This is a genomic window from Flavobacterium sp. HSC-32F16 (assembly GCF_024171645.1).
Classification (GTDB): domain Bacteria; phylum Bacteroidota; class Bacteroidia; order Flavobacteriales; family Flavobacteriaceae; genus Flavobacterium.
In genome coordinates this window covers 391608-410669 of the sequence record NZ_JALKAC010000001.1, presented here as the reverse complement: position 1 = coordinate 410669, position 19062 = coordinate 391608, and the positions used below count along the sequence as shown (strand labels likewise).

General features: G+C 35.5%; 17 protein-coding genes. 11 read left to right on the top strand and 6 right to left on the bottom strand.

Annotation, left to right across the window (positions count from 1 at the left end):
• The first annotated feature begins 28 nt into the window (after window positions 1–28).
• From L1276_RS01895 to L1276_RS01885, 3 genes are all read left to right on the top strand, one after another.
• Window positions 29–1147 (top strand): cytochrome-c peroxidase, encoded by a 1119-nt coding sequence (locus L1276_RS01895; RefSeq protein ID WP_253784895.1) that lies wholly within the window; start codon window positions 29–31, stop codon window positions 1145–1147.
• 94 nt (window positions 1148–1241) lie between these two features.
• Window positions 1242–1754 carry a molybdopterin-dependent oxidoreductase gene (locus tag L1276_RS01890; protein WP_253784893.1) on the top strand — a complete coding sequence of 171 codons (513 nt, stop codon included), beginning with the start codon at window positions 1242–1244 and terminating at the stop codon, window positions 1752–1754.
• A 122-nt stretch (window positions 1755–1876) separates the two neighbouring features.
• The gene (locus L1276_RS01885) at window positions 1877–2902 is read left to right on the top strand and encodes an NAD(P)-dependent alcohol dehydrogenase (RefSeq protein ID WP_253784891.1); all 1026 of its coding nucleotides are present in this window, start codon (window positions 1877–1879) and stop codon (window positions 2900–2902) included.
• A gap of 197 nt (window positions 2903–3099) precedes the next feature.
• Here L1276_RS01885 and L1276_RS01880 read toward each other — a convergent pair whose 3' ends face one another.
• Window positions 3100–4389: a hypothetical protein gene (locus L1276_RS01880; protein WP_253784889.1), complete on the bottom strand. Its 1290-nt coding sequence runs from the start codon at window positions 4387–4389 to the stop codon at window positions 3100–3102.
• A gap of 428 nt (window positions 4390–4817) precedes the next feature.
• Here L1276_RS01880 and L1276_RS01875 point away from each other — a divergent pair, with 428 nt between their 5' ends.
• The 6 genes from L1276_RS01875 (at window position 4818) to L1276_RS01850 (ending at window position 13598) form a co-directional block, all read left to right on the top strand.
• Window positions 4818–5954 (top strand): efflux RND transporter periplasmic adaptor subunit, encoded by a 1137-nt coding sequence (locus L1276_RS01875; protein WP_253784887.1) that lies wholly within the window; start codon window positions 4818–4820, stop codon window positions 5952–5954.
• 32 nt (window positions 5955–5986) lie between these two features.
• Window positions 5987–9136 carry an efflux RND transporter permease subunit gene (locus L1276_RS01870; RefSeq protein WP_253784885.1) on the top strand — a complete coding sequence of 1050 codons (3150 nt, stop codon included), beginning with the start codon at window positions 5987–5989 and terminating at the stop codon, window positions 9134–9136.
• 2 nt (window positions 9137–9138) lie between these two features.
• Window positions 9139–10548 carry an efflux transporter outer membrane subunit gene (locus L1276_RS01865; RefSeq protein ID WP_253784883.1) on the top strand — a complete coding sequence of 470 codons (1410 nt, stop codon included), beginning with the start codon at window positions 9139–9141 and terminating at the stop codon, window positions 10546–10548.
• Between the two features lie 88 nt (window positions 10549–10636).
• On the top strand, window positions 10637–11458 hold the full coding sequence (locus L1276_RS01860) for a hypothetical protein (RefSeq protein WP_253784881.1): 822 nt from the start codon (window positions 10637–10639) through the stop codon (window positions 11456–11458).
• 213 nt (window positions 11459–11671) lie between these two features.
• Window positions 11672–12688 (top strand): aldo/keto reductase, encoded by a 1017-nt coding sequence (locus L1276_RS01855; RefSeq protein ID WP_253784879.1) that lies wholly within the window; start codon window positions 11672–11674, stop codon window positions 12686–12688.
• A 211-nt stretch (window positions 12689–12899) separates the two neighbouring features.
• Window positions 12900–13598, top strand: coding sequence for a DUF1826 domain-containing protein (locus L1276_RS01850; RefSeq protein ID WP_253784878.1), 699 nt, complete (start codon window positions 12900–12902; stop codon window positions 13596–13598).
• Window positions 13599–13648: 50 nt separating this feature from the next.
• On the opposite strand, the gene L1276_RS01845 is transcribed toward L1276_RS01850, so the two are convergent.
• The 4 genes from L1276_RS01845 to L1276_RS01830 all read right to left on the bottom strand — a co-directional run bounded on the left by L1276_RS01845 (window position 13649) and on the right by L1276_RS01830 (window position 16136).
• Window positions 13649–13840 (bottom strand): CopG family transcriptional regulator, encoded by a 192-nt coding sequence (locus L1276_RS01845; protein WP_253784876.1) that lies wholly within the window; start codon window positions 13838–13840, stop codon window positions 13649–13651.
• 458 nt (window positions 13841–14298) lie between these two features.
• Window positions 14299–14733, bottom strand: coding sequence for a hypothetical protein (locus L1276_RS01840; protein WP_253784874.1), 435 nt, complete (start codon window positions 14731–14733; stop codon window positions 14299–14301).
• Window positions 14734–14738: 5 nt separating this feature from the next.
• The gene (locus L1276_RS01835) at window positions 14739–15467 is read right to left on the bottom strand and encodes a hypothetical protein (protein ID WP_253784872.1); all 729 of its coding nucleotides are present in this window, start codon (window positions 15465–15467) and stop codon (window positions 14739–14741) included.
• A gap of 261 nt (window positions 15468–15728) precedes the next feature.
• Window positions 15729–16136: an XRE family transcriptional regulator gene (locus L1276_RS01830; protein ID WP_253784870.1), complete on the bottom strand. Its 408-nt coding sequence runs from the start codon at window positions 16134–16136 to the stop codon at window positions 15729–15731.
• Window positions 16137–16417: 281 nt separating this feature from the next.
• Here L1276_RS01830 and L1276_RS01825 point away from each other — a divergent pair, with 281 nt between their 5' ends.
• A complete protein-coding gene (locus L1276_RS01825) occupies window positions 16418–16954 on the top strand; it encodes a hypothetical protein (RefSeq protein ID WP_253784869.1) in 537 nt (178 codons plus the stop codon).
• 176 nt (window positions 16955–17130) lie between these two features.
• Here L1276_RS01825 and L1276_RS01820 read toward each other — a convergent pair whose 3' ends face one another.
• Window positions 17131–18027 (bottom strand): AraC family transcriptional regulator, encoded by an 897-nt coding sequence (locus L1276_RS01820; protein ID WP_253786291.1) that lies wholly within the window; start codon window positions 18025–18027, stop codon window positions 17131–17133.
• A 161-nt stretch (window positions 18028–18188) separates the two neighbouring features.
• Between L1276_RS01820 and L1276_RS01815 the strand changes: the two genes are divergently transcribed.
• Window positions 18189–19040, top strand: a complete 852-nt coding sequence (locus L1276_RS01815) for an aldo/keto reductase (protein ID WP_253784867.1) — start codon at window positions 18189–18191, stop codon at window positions 19038–19040.
• Window positions 19041–19062 lie beyond the last annotated feature (22 nt).

Below are 19062 nucleotides of genomic sequence, written 5' to 3'. Positions count from 1 at the left end.
ATGATGAAATAAGCAAATCTTTCCAATTTTGAAAAGTACTATCAAGCAAATAGCCTCTCATTATAAAAAACTCACTTTGTTAGTGGTGTTAGTAACTGCTCTTGTGTTGATAGCAGCCACTAACGCAGATCCGGTTTATACAGATCCGTATCAATTGGAATATCCGGATTATTTTGGAAATAGGATTAGTATTCCTGAGAATAATCCGACTACTAAACAAGGAGTTTATCTGGGCAGAATGCTGTTTTATGAAAAGAAGCTGTCTTCAAACAAAACCATTTCCTGCAGCAGCTGTCATCAGCAGAAATTAGCATTTACTGATGGAAAAGTTTTTAGTCCGGGTGTAGATAATGTGTCTACAAAACGCAATTCAATGTCGCTGGCGAACCTGCTTTGGGTAAGAAACTTTTTTTGGGACGGCAGAGCCAAAGGACTGGAAGCGCAGGCAAAAATTCCGCTTAGTGATCCTCATGAAATGGGAGCTTATCTGGATAAGGCCGTTTTAGAACTTCAAAAAACAAAGCCCTATCCGGTTCTTTTTAAAGAAGCGTTTGGTGCGACTGAAGTAACAGCAGATCGAATTGGAATGGCAATCGCTCAATTTGAGCGCACACTTATTTCATCCAATTCTCCTTATGATAAATATCTTCGCGGCCAATATACACCTACAATGCAGGAATTAAATGGAATGGAAATGTTTATGAATTCGGCTGTAGCCAGTAAAAAGAGTAGAGGCGCCAGTTGTGCCCAGTGCCATGGAACACCTAAAATTTACATGGAATTGTTTCATAATAATGGTCTTGACAGTATACCGAAAGACACAGGTCGTGAAGAAATTACGGGTATGCCAAATGACAGGGGCAGGTTTCGTGTGGTAACACTGCGCAATATTGCACTTACTGCCCCTTATATGCATGACGGCAGATTTAAAAATCTTGAACAAGTGCTGGATCATTATAATGAACATATCAAGCCAAGCAGAACTTTAAGTATATCGCTGCAGAATCGTCCTAATGATATTGGAGGAAAAAGTCTTGGATTAACAGCAGATGAGAAAGCCGATATTATAAGTTTTTTAAAGATGCTCACTGATTCTGATTTTATTAATGATCCCAGGTTTTCTGATCCGCATGTAAGTAAAAAGTAAAAAGTAAAAAGTAAAAAGTAAAAAGTAAAAAGTAAAAAGTAAAAAGTGTTACGTTTATATTCTATTAAATTTAATGAATCAAATTTATTATAAAATGAAAAAATATCATTTATCCAGTATTGTTATAGTCCTATTATGGGGGATTTTTTCGCAGAATCTGTCAGCTCAAAATACTATAAAAGAAGCTGTGGTTAGAGTTGAAGGAGAGGTTTTAAAACCATTGACACTGACTATTTCAGATTTAGCAAAAATGAAACATGTCGACGCTGTGATGAAGAATCGGGAAGGTATACTGCAGCAATATTCTGGAGTTCCTATTTTTGATCTTTTACAACAGGCAGGAGTTACGGTAGGGAAAGAATTGAAAGGGGAGAATCTTACCAAATATATGCTGGTAAGAAGCAGTGATGGCTATGAAATGATTTTTTCTTTAGCAGAACTGGATCCTGGTTTTACAAACAGAGTAGTTATTTTGGCTGACTCAAAAGATGGAAAACCTTTAGCAGATGGAGCAGGTCCATTTCGTTTAGTTGTTCCCGATGAAAATAAACCAGCCAGATCTGCCCTTGAAGTAACGCATTTTATTATTAGGTTTGCTAAGGATTGAGAACAAGTCTTAATATCGATAAAAAGCCATTATTAACATAAGTTTAAAAATGACGTCCTTTTAAAAATCAGCATTTTGGCGTATATTGCTTCATAATAAAGCAATGTTAAAAACAGGAAATTATGAAAGCAGTACGTTATTTTGGACATAAAGATGTAAGAGTTGTTAATGATTTAGAAAAACCAGTTCCTAAAGGAGATGAAGTTTTGTTAAAGATTGGCGGTGCAGGTGTCTGCCATTCTGATCTTCATATTATTGATGAAGGTACAGTAGGAGATCTTGTATTTACTCTTGGACATGAAAATGCAGGCTGGATTGAAGAAGTAGGTGATACGGTAAAGGATTATAAAAAAGGCGATGCAGTTTTAGTATATGGACCGTGGGGCTGTGGACATTGTAAACCATGCCAGCAGTCAAAGGAAAATTACTGCGACCATCAAAGTGAACTTGGCTACGGCGGAGGACTTGGACTTAACGGTGGTATGGCAGAATATATGCTTGTGCCATCTTCTAGATTATTAGTGCCTATTTTTGATTTAGATCCTGTAATTGCAGCGCCATTAACCGATGCGGCGCTAACACCGTATTCAGCTATTAAAAGATCACTGCCTAAACTTATGCCGGATGAATATGTGGTTGTTATAGGAGTGGGAGGTTTAGGACACGTTGCAATCCAAATCTTGAGAGAAATGTCAGGAGCATCTATAATTGCCTGCGATGTAACCGAAGATAAACTGGCATTTGCGAAAGAATTAGGCGCAGCTTATACAGTAAACTCCAAAGACGCAGATGCAGCAGAGCAGATTTTAAAAATTACAGGAATTAAAAAGGCAAAAGTAGTTTTGGATTTTGTTGGAGCAACTTCGACAATAGATCTTGGAACAAAAGTTATAGGCATGGACGGAGATCTTACCATAGTAGGTCTTGGAGGTGGATATTACCAATACAGTATGAACGGACTGCCTTTTGGTGTTACAATGACAAATCCGTATTGGGGATCTCGTACCGAATTAATGGAAGTTGTAGGACTGGCGAGCCAGAAAAAAATTCATATTGAAATTGAAAAATTTGACTTAGGGCAGGCCAACGAAGTGTATGATAAAATGCGCAGCGGTAAAATTAAAGGACGTGCTGTTCTTATTCCATAAAGTGAATTTTAAACCAGCAAATTTCAACCTTAAACAATATTGGTTAAAAAGGTATAAAAAAGCCCATTTCTTTTGAAATGGGCTTTTATTTTTTAGAAACTGATTACACAATTTTAAAAAGAGTTCATAAAAAAAGGAAACAGAATAGTTTCTGTTTCCTTTTTAAATCAGTAGCTTTTAAGAGAAAAAGTCTTTGTTTATTTCCCGCTTGAAGCTGTTATTTTTCCTAATTGAAGTCTATAATCCGGTTTTTTTCCATTATATATATCAACAAAAGTTTCTTTGTTATCAGTGTGCGAGTAAACATTAAAGAAGATGCTGTTACCATACCAGTTTTCTAAATCAGTATTATCGGTTTTAGCTTCACTAAAGATGTTACCGCTGCATTGATTAAAAAACATTTCCTGAAGTTTGATTTTCTTTAAATTCACCTCGTTAATTTCAGTTTTGCTGTCTATTAACACTGCAGGATTAAATCCTGAAACTACACTTCTTTTTAATTCTAAAGTTGCATTTTCAGCAACATAAACAGCTTCTTTTACTAAACCTGCCTGAATATCGGCTTTAATATTTTCACTGTCGTTTAGCATTGTTAAGTTTGAAGCACTAACGAATGTTGCTTTTTTGGTAAAGTCAGTTTCGCTTTTCTTTTCATATGTTTTTACTTCCAGACATCTTGAACCATCTTTATTACTTGATAAATAAGATGATCTCACAGCTAATGAATTAAACAGACGGCATTGAATACCTTGTGTAAATTTAAAATCATCATTAATTGATTTGTATGAAACTAACTGAGATGCGTTTACATCTCCACCATAAAAAGCAAATGAATCACCTCCGGAATAACTTACCATGATATTTTCTAAAATGGTTTTATTTCCTACACCTGCAATAGTCAATGCATTAAAAGTATCTAGTCCTTTTACTTTTTTACCAGCAAATTCAATTCTTACATACTTTAAAACACCTGAACTCGCTGCTATATTATTTCCTCCATATACAGTAAGGGCAGGATCAAGATCTATATTATAAGAACCTGCGTTGCCAAATTTGTTTATTGGAGCATCACCAAGAATTACCACACCTCCCCAGTCACCAGCTTTTTTCATGCTTTGGTTTGATGTAAATACAATAGGGTCAGTTTCCTGTCCTTCTGCCATAATTTTGGCTCCTTTAGTAATTACAAGAGTTCCTTTTGAAGCAGCATCTCCAATAATTACGGTTCCCGGCTCAATACTAAGTACTGCATTATTAGTTACATATACATTTCCCTGAAGAATGTATACATTTCTTTTCATTAGTTTTGTGTTTTCGGTAATATTTCCTGCTAAAATTTGATTTGCTTCTCTGGACTCAGTTTTGTGAGGTTTGAATTCAGTCCAGTTGTCCAGCCAGTTGCTGTAACCAATAATTCCTTTTTCCTGCTGTGCGTTTACGCCGGCAGCTGTCAGCAGTAAACAAATCATTAGAGTAATTTTTTTCATAGTCTTGGGGGCTATTAGGTATTATACATTTTAGGCATCTTAAAAACCAGAATGGTATTCAGAACAGCTGTTTCAAATTTTGGCAGTATATCTAAAAAAATGCCTGTTAAGGATAAGATAACTGAGTCTGTTTTTGCAGAGCCTTTAACAAAAATAAGAAAACTTCTTAGAGTATACGGGCACTTTACTCATATTTAACATTTGTTGAACAAAATTTAACAATACGGGGTATTTCAGTTTGTCCCGTAATTATAAAACTAACGCGCCAGACCTATACATTTAGAGTGAAACGCATCTTATTATTCAGTTAGCAGCGTTGTTCGTTTCAGGTTCAAAAAACTACGTTTGGGTAAATTTCTTCAACAAAAAGGTCGTCTTGGGATGTTATTTTGAAGTCAAATTCTAAGTATTCTTAAAAGTGAAATAAAATGACAAAACAATTTTTCCAAAATTATAAAACATTACATAAGGTTGTAGTCTTATTGATTATCATCAGTTTTTCTTCATGTGGTAAAAGCGGATCAGAAGCAGCGGCCTTAGCGGCTCCAAAACCCGAAGTTGATTTTTTTCAAACACAGTCTGTAACGGGCGACATTGAAAAAAAATATCCGGCAACTGTAGAAGGTAGTGTAAATGTTGATATAAAAGCACAGGTTTCAGGGTATCTTGAAGCGATTTACGTAAAAGAAGGAGATTATGTAAACAAAGGACAAGCTCTTTTTAAAATAAAAGGAGACGTTTATGCCGAGCAGGTAAACAACAGCCGCGCAGCTTATAAAAGTGCTTTGGCCAACCAAGCCAATGCTAAATTAGAAGTAGAAAAAATCAAACCGCTTGTTGAGGGAAGAGTTTTCTCAGACATGCAGTTAAAAACAGCACAAGCCAATTTAGAAGCTGCAACAGCACAGGTAGCACAGGCTAAAGCCGCTTTAGGATCATCTCAGTTAAATGCCGATTTCTCTTTGATTAAAGCTCCTGTAAGCGGCTATATTAGCCGTATTCCAAACCGAATTGGAAATTTAGTGACGCCAAATGATGCTGTTCCGTTAACGACACTTTCAGAGATTAACAGCGTATTTGTTTATTTCTCTTTGACAGAAGCAGATTACTTAGCTTTTTCGAAAGATTCAAAAGCCAATCAAACCGTAAGTTTAATTATGGCCGATGACAGCGAATACGATCAAAAAGGAAAACTGGAAGTGGCCAGCGGAAATATTGATCGTGCAACAGGAACAATTGCTTTAAAAGCCATTTTTCCGAATCCGAAAAAAGTATTGCGTTCAGGCGGTTCAGCAAGAATCGTGTTGAACAAAAGTTTGTCATCTGTTATTACAGTTCCAATGGCAAGTGTAAAAGACATTCAGGATAAATTTTTTGTTTTTGTTTTGAAAGAAGGCAATAAAACAGCGATGGTTCCTATCGAAATTGCCGGAAGCGCCGGAGCTGATTACTTTGTAAAATCAGGTTTGCAATCGGGAGACAAAGTAGCTTTAAATTCTATCGATGTACTTTATGACGGTATGGAAGTGGTTCCAAAAACTGGAAAAGCCGTAAGCAGCAAATAATTTTTTGATTTAAACATATAATAACATTTTCCATGTTAAAGAAAATAATAGACAGGCCGGTATTGGCCACAGTTATCTCTATTGTATTGGTAATCTTGGGGATTATAGGTCTTACCAGATTATCGGTTACAAGGTTTCCTGATATTTCACCGCCAACTGTTATGGTAAGCGGTTCGTATCCGGGAGGAAATAGTGAAACAGTAATCCGTTCTGTAGTAACGCCATTAGAAGAGCAGATTAACGGAGTAGAAAATATGCAGTACATCAAATCTACTGCGAGTAACGACGGATCTTTTTCGATCAGCGTTATTTTTAAACAAGGCGTTGATCCAGATCAGGCTGCGGTAAACGTTCAGAACAGAGTACAGCAGGCAACGCCAAAATTACCGCAGGAAGTGGTTCGTATGGGACTTACGACTTCGAAACAGCAAAATAGTATGATTGTTATCTTCAACTTATACACCGAAGATAATGCTAAATACGATGAGTTGTTCTTGCAGAATTATGCCAATATCAACTTAGTGCCTCAAATGAAACGTGTTCCCGGAGTTGGACAAGTTCAGATTTTTGGGCAGAAAGATTATTCGATGCGAATCTGGCTTGATCCACGTAAGATGGCAAATGCGGGATTAGTTCCTTCAGATGTCACACAGGCAATTGCAGAACAGAGTTTAGAATCGGCTCCGGGTAAATTAGGAGAAGAATCAAAAGCGGCTTTAGAATATGTAATTCGATACAAAGGAAAAAAGAACAAACCAGAACAGTATGAAAATATTGTGGTTAAAAATAACGGCAGTAATGTTTTAAGACTGAAAGATGTTGCACGAGTAGAATTTGGTTCAATTTCGTACAGCGGAGACAACAAATCGAACAGTAAAAATGCGGTTACGATGGCAATTTTGCAGACTTCAGGTTCTAATGCAAACGATATTGAAATCGGGATTAATAAAGAAGTAGAGAGACTTTCAAAATCTTTCCCTCCCGGAATTAAGTATGTAAACGTAATGAGTACCAAGGAACGTCTGGACGAAGCGACAGGACAAGTAAAATCGACTTTGCTAGAAGCTTTTATTCTGGTATTTATCGTAGTATTTATTTTCCTGCAAGACATTCGCTCGACGATAATTCCAGCGATTGCAGTTCCTGTGGCGATTGTAGGAACGTTTTTCTTCCTGTTGGTTTTCGGATTTACCATTAACATCCTGACACTTTTTGCCTTAGTTCTCGCGATTGGAATTGTAGTCGATGATGCGATTGTCGTTGTCGAAGCCGTTCATAGTAAAATGGAGGAAGATGCAGGAATTTCGGCAAAAGAAGCCACTCACAGCGCAATGGCAGAAATTACGGGAGCTGTAATTTCGATTACTTTGGTCATGTCGGCGGTATTTATTCCAATTGGTTTTATGACAGGATCTTCGGGAATTTTCTATAAACAATTTGCTTATACTTTGGCGATTGCGATTATTATCTCGGCTGTAAATGCCTTGACACTGACTCCTGCTTTATGTGCCTTATTGCTAAAGAATCATGGTGAAAAACATGGAAATCACGAGCACAAAACCAGTTTTAAAGACCGATTTTTTGTGGGTTTCAACACGAGTTTCGATAATTTAACCGGAAGATATATTAAAGGAGTTCGTTTTCTTATTGGAAAAAAATGGATTGCAGCAGGATTGGTTACAGGTATAACCGCTTTTGCAGTTTATATGATGATGTCAACGCCAAAAAGTTTCGTTCCGTTAGAAGATGACGGATTTATGGTGTACAGTTTATCAATGCCTCCTGGAACTGCGCTTGATCGTACGACTGAAGTAGTGCAGAGAATGGAGAAAATATTAGAAACAGAAGAAGCTATTGATGTCAATACAAGTATTACCGGATTTAATATTTTGAGCAATAGTGCCAGTACGGCTTACGGATTAGGATTTATCAAACTAAAACCTAAAAAAGAAAGAGGCGCGGTTAAGGATATTGATGAAATTTTAAATAGTGTTACAGGAAAATTATCGAAGATTAAAGAAGGTTCGATTATGGTTTTCAGAATGCCGCCCGTTGAAGGATTTGGTGTAACGAGTGGTGCCGAAATTGTATTGCAGGACAGAATGGCCAGAAATCCGGAAACATTAAAAGCAATGTCAGATAAAGTAATCGGACAGATTATGCAGCAGCCGGGCGTTCAATATGCGTACACGACTTTTAGAGCCGATTATCCGCAGTTGGAATTGGAAGTAGATGAAGACAAAGCCCGCCAGATGGGAGTGAACATCAAAGAACTTTTAGGAAACATCCAGACGTATTTTGCGGGAGATCAATCGTCAGATTTTACAAGATTTGGTAAGTTTTACAGAGTAAATGTAAAAGCCGACGGAATTTTTAGAATGGATCAGGATGCGTTTAACGAAATTTTCGTTAGAAATGCCGATATGCAGATGGTTCCTGTAAAATCAATTGTGAAATTCCATAAAGTGTACGGACCAGAATCGGTAAACCGTTACAACCTTTATAATTCAGTAAATATTACAGCAATGGCATTACCTGGCTATAGTAACGGTCAGATTATGGATAATTTAGAAAATGTTTTAGAAAAACTCCCTGCTGATTACAGTTACGAATGGACAGGTTTGAGTTTAGAAGAAAAATCGGGTGGAAGCCAGACTATCGCTATTTTCGGATTATGTCTGCTGTTTGTATTCTTCTTATTGGCAGCGCAATATGAAAGTTATTTGTTACCGCTTGCTGTTTTATTGTCTATTCCAACAGGAATTTTAGGAGCTTTTGCAGGAGTAAAAGCAGTGGGTTTAGATAACAACATTTATGTTCAGGTTGGATTAATCATGCTGGTCGGATTGCTCGCCAAAAATGCCATTTTGATTGTAGAGTTTGCACTTCAAAGACGCCTTGCAGGATTAAGTATTGTCGAAGCGGCAATCGAAGGTGCCAGATCAAGGTTACGACCAATTATCATGACTTCATTGGCTTTTATTGTGGGTATGATTCCGTTGATGTTTGCTTCGGGCGGAACGGCAGTAGGAAACAGATCGATAAGTGTGAGCGCATCAATTGGAATGTTAAGCGGTGTTATTTTAGGAATTTTTGTAATTCCGCTGCTTTTCATTGTATTTCAATATTTACAGGAAAAAGTTTCGGGTAAGAAAACCGTAGTTCAAACTATAAAAGAATAATAATGAGAATACTATATAAAATAGGAATTACTTTATTTACCGGCTTGATCGTAACATCATGCGTGGTAGGAAAAAAATATTCGCGTGCAGAATTAAATGCGCCCGAAAAATACCGTGAAGAAATTGCAGTAACGGGCGATACGGTTTTATTACCGTGGAAAAGTTATTACAAAGACCCATTATTGGTTGATTTAATTGATAAAGCCCTCGTTAAAAATAACGAGGTGCTTATTGCAATTAAAAGTATGGAACAGCTGGATTTAAATTATAAGCAGGCAAAATTATCATTATTGCCAACTCTGGATTTTGATGCAGGCGCAAGCAGAAGTTATCAGTCAAAAAACTCGCTTAACGGATCATTAAGTGCACAGTTTACTAACAAAGATTATCTGGATGATTACAGTGCCAATCTTCGTTTGGCATGGGAAGTTGATATTTGGGGAAAAGCAGCAATGCAGAAAAGAGATGCAAAAGCGACTTATTTTGCCCAGAAAGAAAATCTTTCGGCATTAAAAACCCGAATTATTGTTCAGGCAGCGCAGGCTTATTATAATCTGCTGGCATTAGATGAACAGCTTAAAATTGCTGAGAAAAACATTCAGTTAAGTGACAGCACATTAAACATGATGAAGCTGCAGTACAATGCCGGATCGATAAGTTCACTGGCATTAAACCAGAGTGAAGCTCAGAAAAAAACGGCCGAATTATTAGTTCCTTTAGCAAAAGCGAATATTGCTGTACAAGAAAACGCGATACAAATTTTATGCGGAGAATATCCTAATGCCGTAACCCGTGCAGGAAATTTAAATGCATCAGAATTTGCTGTTGAAGTTCCTTCAGGAGTTCCCGCTTCGCTTTTAAGCCGAAGACCAGATGTAAAAGCGAGCGAGTACGCTGTAATGTCGGCGTATGCAAAATCAGGATTGGCCAAAGCAACAATGTATCCAACACTTAGTTTAAGTCCTTCAATTGGATTAAATACATTTAATTTTGATACCTGGTTTAATTTCCCGGGATCAGTAACCAAAACGATTGCCGCCAATTTGGCACAGCCTCTCTTTAGAAAAAAGCAGTTACGAACAGCCTATCAGGTGGCGCTTTTAGAACAGGAAAAAGCAGCAATCCAGTTTAAGCAGTCTTACATCACTGCGGTTGGCGAAGTAAGTGATGCCATGTCAAGATTGAAATATGCAGATGAACGCATTAAACTTGCAGAAGAGAAATCAGTTTCTTTAGAAAAAGCAACTGCCGATGCCGGACTTTTATACAAAAGCGGTATGGCAACTTATCTAGAGGTTATTGTAGCACAAAACAGTTCCCTTCAAAATGAACTTGACGTTGTGTCAATAAAGTTAGAAAAACTCAATGCAGCAATTAATTTATACCGAGCCTTAGGCGGAGGTGTACAATAAAACAACATTTAAATCCATCATCTTTATCATAATTGATAATGATGGTGGATTTTTTTTAAAATTATTTCATGGTACAATTGCATGAATTATGGACAAAGTAATTTTTACCCGCCAGGAACTCTATAACCTAGTATGGAAATTCTCCATATATCAAATATCCAAACATTATGAGATTTCGACCATGTCAATAAAAAACGCATGTGAGAAAATGCAGATTCCGCTTCCCGGAACCAAACATTGGATAAAGTTTAAATACAACAGCAGTAAAGTTCCCAGACTTTCACAAGATTATAAAGGGAGTAATCAAATAAAGATTTTTAGAAAAACCTACGAAAGCCAGCTTCGCAAAACTTCAAAATCAACGCCTTTAGCTCAATTAATTAAAAGTATACAAGGAGATTCGGGAGCTCCTCTTCAGGTTTTAAAAACACTTACAGATCCAAGTACTATTATACAAGAAGCCCAGATACAATTTGCAACTCAAAAATTGAACAAAAAAGTAGTAATTAATCAAGTAAAGGTTCTTAATTTAAATGTTACAAAAAAGAATATTCCCAGAGCTTTAAGGTTTATGGATGCCTTTATTAAACTCCTCGAGTATAGAGGACACCAATTTGAAAAAGGCGCAGACGGAACGGGTTTCATCCGTATGAATGGAGAAATTGAAATTGATATTTATCTAAGAGAAGCTTTAAAAAGAATTCCCCCAAAGAGAAATGATGATATGTCGGAGTATGTTTATACGGGAGAGTTTATTTTACAGATTAGAAAGGATTCATATAAGAAAGAATGGCGCGACGGAAAAATTTCTCTGGAGAACAGTTTGGTACCTATTGTAGCAAAATTAGAAATAATTGCAGCCGAGGAAAAACAGTGGAAAGAAGATTCTGAAATACAAAAGTTTAAATAATCAGTTTCATAACGTGCATTATCTCATTCTTTTAGAAATTTCGTGTCTTACATTCTGTAAAGTGCATTTTAGATGAATCTGTAAATAATGAAATTTTCAAATTGCAATTCTATAGTTATAAAAACAAGAATTGCCGGAAATTTGTATCTCAATCATTATTTAACAGCAGGAATATTTTCTGACTGTGATTTGGAAAATTTTAAATACAGTACTATGAAAGATATTAATGATCAAAATAAACGTTACCGACCTTTAAGTATATCAGGATTAGGCGGCGTTGCAGCAGGAAACGGATTTCACGAAAATCCGGATAATAGTATTACCGCAGCTATGGAGACAGCATGGAATAGTGGTGTGCGCTATTTTGATACTTCACCTTGGTATGGTTTGGGACTTAGTGAACGACGCTTTGGACATTTTCTTCGAAATAAAAAGCGTGAGGAATTTACCTTGTCAACAAAAGTGGGACGTTTGCTTTCGCCGGACAAAGATTTTACATTAGAAAAGGGGTTGTGGAAAGGCAGGCTTAATTTCTCCTACCAGTATGATTATTCGGCTGAGGGAACCAGAAAAAGTATCGAGGACAGTCTGCAGCGTTTAGGACTTCCTTATTTGGATATCGTTTATATACATGATTTATCGCCGGATAATGAAGATATGAAGGAAAATTGGACTAAATACTTTGATGAAGCCATGAAAGGCGCGATTCCGGAGTTAACCAAAATGCGTGAAGAAGGTATCATAAAAGCCTGGGGTTTTGGCGTAAACACGCTTGAGCCAGCGTTAAAAGCAATAGAACAGGCAGATCCGGATATTTTTCTTTCGGCAACCCAGTATTCGATTATTAAACACGAAGATGCTTTGAACAGATTGTTTCCGGCATGTCAAAAAAGAGATATATCTATAGTCGTTGGAGCACCTTTAAATGCGGGTTTTCTGGCGGGTGTAGAACGATATGACTATTCTGGAAAATTTCCCGAAGGTGTAATCGAAAAACGAAGCAGATTACTCGATATATCTAAAAATCACGATGTTGATCTTCGTACAGCTGCTCTTCAGTTTTGTGCGGCGCCAAAAGTAGTTTCGGGAGTTATTCCGGGAGCGTGGAATCCAGAGCAGGTGTCTGAAAACGCCGATTCATTTAAAACATCAATTCCTAAAGCATTTTGGGAGGAGCTTAAGCATGAAAAACTCATTGCAGAAAATGCTCCCGTGCCGGATGCTGATTAAATACAATATTTTTTAAGAGGGACTTCAGGTCCCTCTTTCTTTTTGATGAGCAGAATACTAATAAAAAATAGGGTGGAAATTTAAAGAAATGAGCATTTTTTTGAAATGAAAAGACGAAATTCCAAAAGTTTACAGCAATAAAAATTTCTCAGCTAATTACGATTACATAATTTTGTAACACATCAAATAACCCGCTTTTTAATAAAGTACTATGAGCAACACATTTTCTCACAACAGCCAAATAGGATTGGCATCTACATTTTTGGATCTTGTACAAACCGATTTTAAGGGAGAAATAAATGCGCTATGCTGGCACAGAAATTTAGATGGCGATTTTAACGAGATTGTAACCAAATTATCTTTAAAAGAAAATATAACCGAGGTTTTTCCCGAAGATTTAATCGCGCTCCAACTCTCAGAAAAGGGAAATACAGCAAGAGAAATAATTTTAAATGATATACAATTATTAACTGATTTTGGCGCTTCGCCTTCTCTTAATTTACTGAAATGTTACGAACGTGATGATGAATTTGATTTCATTTCGACAGATGTGTATTCCTTTCATGTCGATCGTTCGCCCATTGCCACAGATACTTTTTTATGTACCTATCACGGAGCCGCAAGTGATATTGTTGCTAATTCGCAGGCAGAACAAAAAATTCTAATTCCAGAAGTACGAGCAAAGCTAAAAGAACTGCATGACGGACCAGAGGAAGAATTCGAAGATTTTTTAAAGGATAATTATTTTGATTTGCATTATCAGCTAAATCAAGATGCAGAACCTATTAATTTAGGTTTAGGACATCTTTGGCGACTGGCTGTAGATCATCCAAAACAACAAGTGTTACCTTGTATTCATAGAGCTCCAATAGAAAATGAAGGGGAATATCGGTTGTTGTTGATTTGTTAGGACAATTGTTGGAAAGTAAATCTTCTTTGGCTCCGCTGCTTAAGCAATAGCTATACATTAGGCAGATCTTTTTTAAATTCTGCTAACATTTCTTCTCTTGTTTGTTTTTTTACAAAACCGCTTTTTTCTCCCTTATCTATTTTAGCTCTCACAAACTCATAGTATTCTTCTTGTGAACGAGCTTGCTTAATCAAATAGTTAATAGCTTCACTTTTACTACTAAACTCTTCTGTATGTGTCATAATAATATAAGTTTTAGATTGGTGTAAATTTGCACCAAAATTTTGAAGTGGAAATATTTTAATGAAAATAGTTTTTTAATTGTCAAGATATACTTTGTGGGCACGGATTGCAAATCCGCGCTATCGGAATACAAAAAACATAAAAACAAACCCGATCGCGCAGATTTATCTCAGCAATGATAGCGCGGATTTGCAATCCGTGCCCGCAAAGATTTGTTAATTCCCCCGCTGGCGCTGGCGTCCCGCTCATGAACGCTAAATTGTCTTGTCCTGAAAAAAGTTTATTATCCAATTTATATTATAATGGTTTGAGAAATTGATATTGATTAACATTAAGTGCACGAGCGAGACGCTCGCGCCAGCGGAGGAAGTGAAATCAATTTTTCAATTGGAAGAATGTTAATTGTTCCGTAATTAAATGAATTACTGAAAGCATGTTCTCCAAAAGATAAACATTGTTAATTACGAAACCCCTTAATAATTCTATCTAATTCTTCTGTCTTTTTGTTTTCACCATTAAAACTATCCATGCTTCTTTGAGATTTAAACCATTCCAGGTCGTTAGTTTTATTGGTATGGTTCCAAATCATTTCATAATCATTCATGTATTTATATTTGATATAAATCACCCCATTTTTTACAATATATTCTTGATGCTCTCTTTCCAAAACCCACTTTATATTTTTATAAAAATTTGAAGGAGTTTCATTTCTTTCAGCGATTTTATAGAAGTCATTTTGAAAAAATACTATTTTACGATTTAATACTTTAACTCGTTGTACATCATTATTTAAGATAACAGGACGAAGTTCTACATACCTGTTTTGCCAATAATAATAAATAGAAAATAAAACTATTAGAATGGCGAATGTTGCATAGACCTTTTTTTTCATTTATTTTATTTTAAATTAATACTCAAACCGCCTAAAAATCCTGAATGAAAGGTTTTATTAAAACTTTGCTGCCATTCGCTTTTCATATCAAATGGTTTTGCTTCAAAATACTTTTCTACCAACAAAGCATCTGAATCTCCGGTATTTCCGAAACCATAAATATATGCAGATGCTCCTTTATGCCAATCATATCTGTCCCACCAAAGATGTTTAATTATACCCGTAACTAAAAAGTTGTTTTTCTTTTTCGTAATCTTAAAATAGCAATGTGAACTTAAAGTACTGTCTCCACTCGCATAATATAGTTCCCCAAAAACACCTGCTTTTACTTGGTGGTCAAAATGATCATTATATTTTGCAGTATCGCCTTCTTCTTTTAAAGTTTTTCCGTATTTTTCAAGCTCTTCTCCAAAACGATCAAGATTTAAATTTTCAGCAGCAATAATTTCCCTTTGTTTTCTCAACCAGTTAAAGTCTATGGTTTTTGGAAATCCTGAACCGTCTAACCACCATTGTAAACAATCAGCGGCCATATTGTAATTTCTTTCTCTGGCTTTTTTAATCATTTCAAGGTAATTCTTTTTCAACATTAAAGCTTTTTCTCTCTCATTCTGCTGAAGATAGAAGTTTCTAGCCTTTGAGCTTCCTTTTTCATTGTAAAAAGGATCTCCAAATAATTTTTTGTACTCAGAAGGATCTAAATCAGTTTTTGTTTTAAAAATGTTTTCATTCATATTTTTCAGATAATTATTAGGTTTCTACCAAATTTGAAACATATAAATAACTATCGTGTCTAGAATAAGGTTTAAAAACATCACTAAAAGTCTAGATTTTGATTACTCTCGCTTTTCAAAGAATTCTTCAGGAAAGTTGCGCGAATGTCTTCTGATTTCCCACTCATAATCTTCATCAGATAATAAATTGAACAAATGCCATCAAAACAAAAAAGAGACCCGAAAGTCTCTTTTTATGAATTCTATATCTTTTAAAAACAATTATTTAGTAATCAATTTCTCAAGCCTCACCATCATTTCTTCTTTCTCTTTCAACATACGCTCGTATAAAGCAATTTTTTCTTCATGAAGTGAAATCAATTTTTCAATTGGATGAATATTAATTGTTCCGTAATTAAATGAATTAGTGAAAGCGTGTTCTCCAAAAGTATTAGAAATAATATTTATTGCTTGCTCTTCATCAAAATTCTGAAAAGCTTCAACAGGAATTTTTAATACTGCAGAGATTTGTTTCAGCAGTTTGTCTTCAATTACATCTTTCTGCTCCAGTAAAGAAATTTTCTTTTGATTCCAGTCTTCACCCAAATCATAAGCCAATGCTTCCTGCTTTATGTTAAGCATTTCTCTGAAGCGTTTTACGTTTCTTCCCTGATGTATTTTCTGTTCCATAATGAATATTAATTTTCTAAAAGCTCAAAGATAAAGCCATTTGGATTAAAAATCCTGAGTTTCAAAGATAAAAAAATATCCCATAATACATCTATTTTGTCAGATATTATACCAGTTCTATTTCTATTTTATCCCAATTTCTGGTATATGCCAATGTAATATGAAAATAGCACAATACAATTGGGTTGTATTGAATATATAATGGGTATTATAGGCGCATTTCGAATAGATTATTCTTTAAATTGAAAATAATTTCGTACATAATTTTAAACCTTCTTACAATGAAAAAGAATAAAATATCCTTCGAAACCGGATTTTGGGCAGGGTTTGAGGCAGGAAATCCATTTAAGGCAGTTGAGGCCTTTTTTGACTTTGCAGATCTTGATTATTATAAACAAAATTTAAGCGAAGCGGTAATTTTCAGTTATAAAAGAGAAGTTCACAAACAGGACAATCCCAGCGATGTTTTTGTGTTGTATACTGCTTTCAGCTTTTTTATCAAAGTGTGTTACTGTCTGCAAAAGAAAAGTAAAAAATGGAAAGTTACACCGTCTTTGCGCAGTGAAATGGTTTTTCATTTTTCTTCGCTAACGAAGGAAGAATACGAAAATCCTTTTATTGTATTTCAAAATACATTTGATGAAAAAACGCTTGAAGAATTTGAATTTTTTCTATCTCAAATCTTTGAGCATTCTTTGTCTCCTCATGCCGGAGATCCTGAATCTGATGTGACGACGCCCTATATTTATTTAATCAAAATGCTAGATGCAGCAGAGCTGATAAGAGAAAGGGGAGTGGAGAAATACCAATCGCTTTGATATGCGCAACGATAGCGCAGAAATTCTTTCCGTGCCCGTTCCTGTAGTAATAAAAATGGAGGTAAAGGATGCAGTTAAAAACTGGATTTTTTAATTTTTTAAGATATACTCTGCGGGCACGGATTACAAATCTGCGCGAAGGAAGTGTTGAAATAGAAATTGAACAAAGTAGTTCCCTAATTCATAATACGATATTCATTAGGCGTACTGCCAACATGCTGTTTAAAAAAACGAGTAAAATGCTGTGGATATTTAAAGCCTAATTCGTAAGCGACTTCATTGATTGTTTTTGATGAATCGAATATTTTGTTTTTGGCAGTATCAATGATTTTATTTTGAATGTATTCCTGAGCAGATTTTCCTGTTTCTTTTTTAATTAAATCACCAAAATAGTTAGGAGACAAATTAAGTTCTCCTGCATAATGCGCCACAGAAGGAAGTCCTATGGTGTTGGGTTTATCCGAAGAAAAATAACTGTTTAACAGTTCTTCAAATTTCTCAACAATTCCTTTATTGGTAGTATCTCTGGTAATAAACTGCCGGTCATAAAACCTTTCGCAATAATTTAAAAACAGCTCAATATTTGATGCAATAAGTTTTTTGCTGTGTTTGTCTATAGATTGTTTTAACTCTACTTCAATTTTAGCAAAACAGTCAAATACAAGTTGTTTTTCTTTTTCTGATAAATGCAGGGCTTCACTGGTGCTGTAACCGAAAAAACTATATTCGCTTAAGCTTTTCGCAAGTGATGTGCCTCGGATTAAATCAGGATGAAAAACCAATCCATGTCCAACAGGCTGATAAATATCTACTTTGTTTTCTACATCAATCGTTTGGCCAGGAGATACAAACACTAAAGTTCCTTCTTGATAATCGTAATAATTACGACCGTATTTCAAATCTCCGCATTTAACCTGTTTCAGGAATATACAATACAATTCAAAATTCATTTTAGAACCGGTTCTTGGTTTAGCTTTAGAAAAATCAATTATACTAACCAGCGGATGCAGTGTTTCATGATTATTAAAATCATTGTATTCACTAATAGTGTCGAAGTTAAATACCTGTTCCATGTTTTTCATTGTTTGTTCCACAAATTTAACCAATTAACAGCATTTTAAATTACGGTCTGTACTCAATCAGTAATCTTGGTAGGAGATTCCGTAATCTGTATACCAGTGCCGTCGCATTAAGTTCGGAAATTTGTAATAATAGAATTATAAATCATAATACAATGTACAATATAAAATTAAACAATGGTGTAGAGATGCCTATTTTAGGGTTTGGTGTTTTTCAAATGCAGGACATGGCCGAATGTGAACAGGCGGTAGTTGATGCAATTGAAACAGGTTACAGATTAATTGATACTGCTGCAGCTTATGGGAACGAAGAAGCTGTGGGAAAAGGTATTAAAAGAAGCGGCATTGCAAGAGAGGAACTTTTTATAACTACAAAACTTTGGGTAAGTGATGCAGGTTATGAAAATACAAAAGCAGCTTTTCAGAAATCATTAGATCTTTTGCAGTTAGATTATTTGGATTTGTACCTGATACATCAGCCATATGGCGATATATATGGATCTTGGCGCGCCATGCAGGAATTATACAATCAGGGAAAAGTAAAAGCAATAGGGGTTTCAAACTTTCATCCTGACAGGGTAATGGATTTAGTAGCCAATACCGGTTTTACTCCCGCAGTTAATCAAATAGAAACGCATCCGTTTCACCAGCAGATTGAAACACAAAAGTTTCTTGAGGAAAATAATATTCAAATTGAATCTTGGGGGCCTTTTGCTGAAGGAAAGAATGATATTTTCCAGAATGAGATTTTAAAATTAATCGCTCAAAAACATAACAAATCTACCGCACAGATTATTCTGAGATGGTTGACGCAAAGAGGAGTAGTAGCTATTCCGAAATCTGTTCGTAAAGAAAGAATGGCAGAAAACTTCAACATTTTTGATTTTGAGTTGTCAAATGAAGATATAACAGCTATACAAACTTTAGATACCAATGCAAGTCTGTTTTTTGATCATAGAGACCCAAATATGGTAAAGTGGCTGAGTGAACGAAAATTAGAAAAATAACCACTTAAAAAAATATACGAAT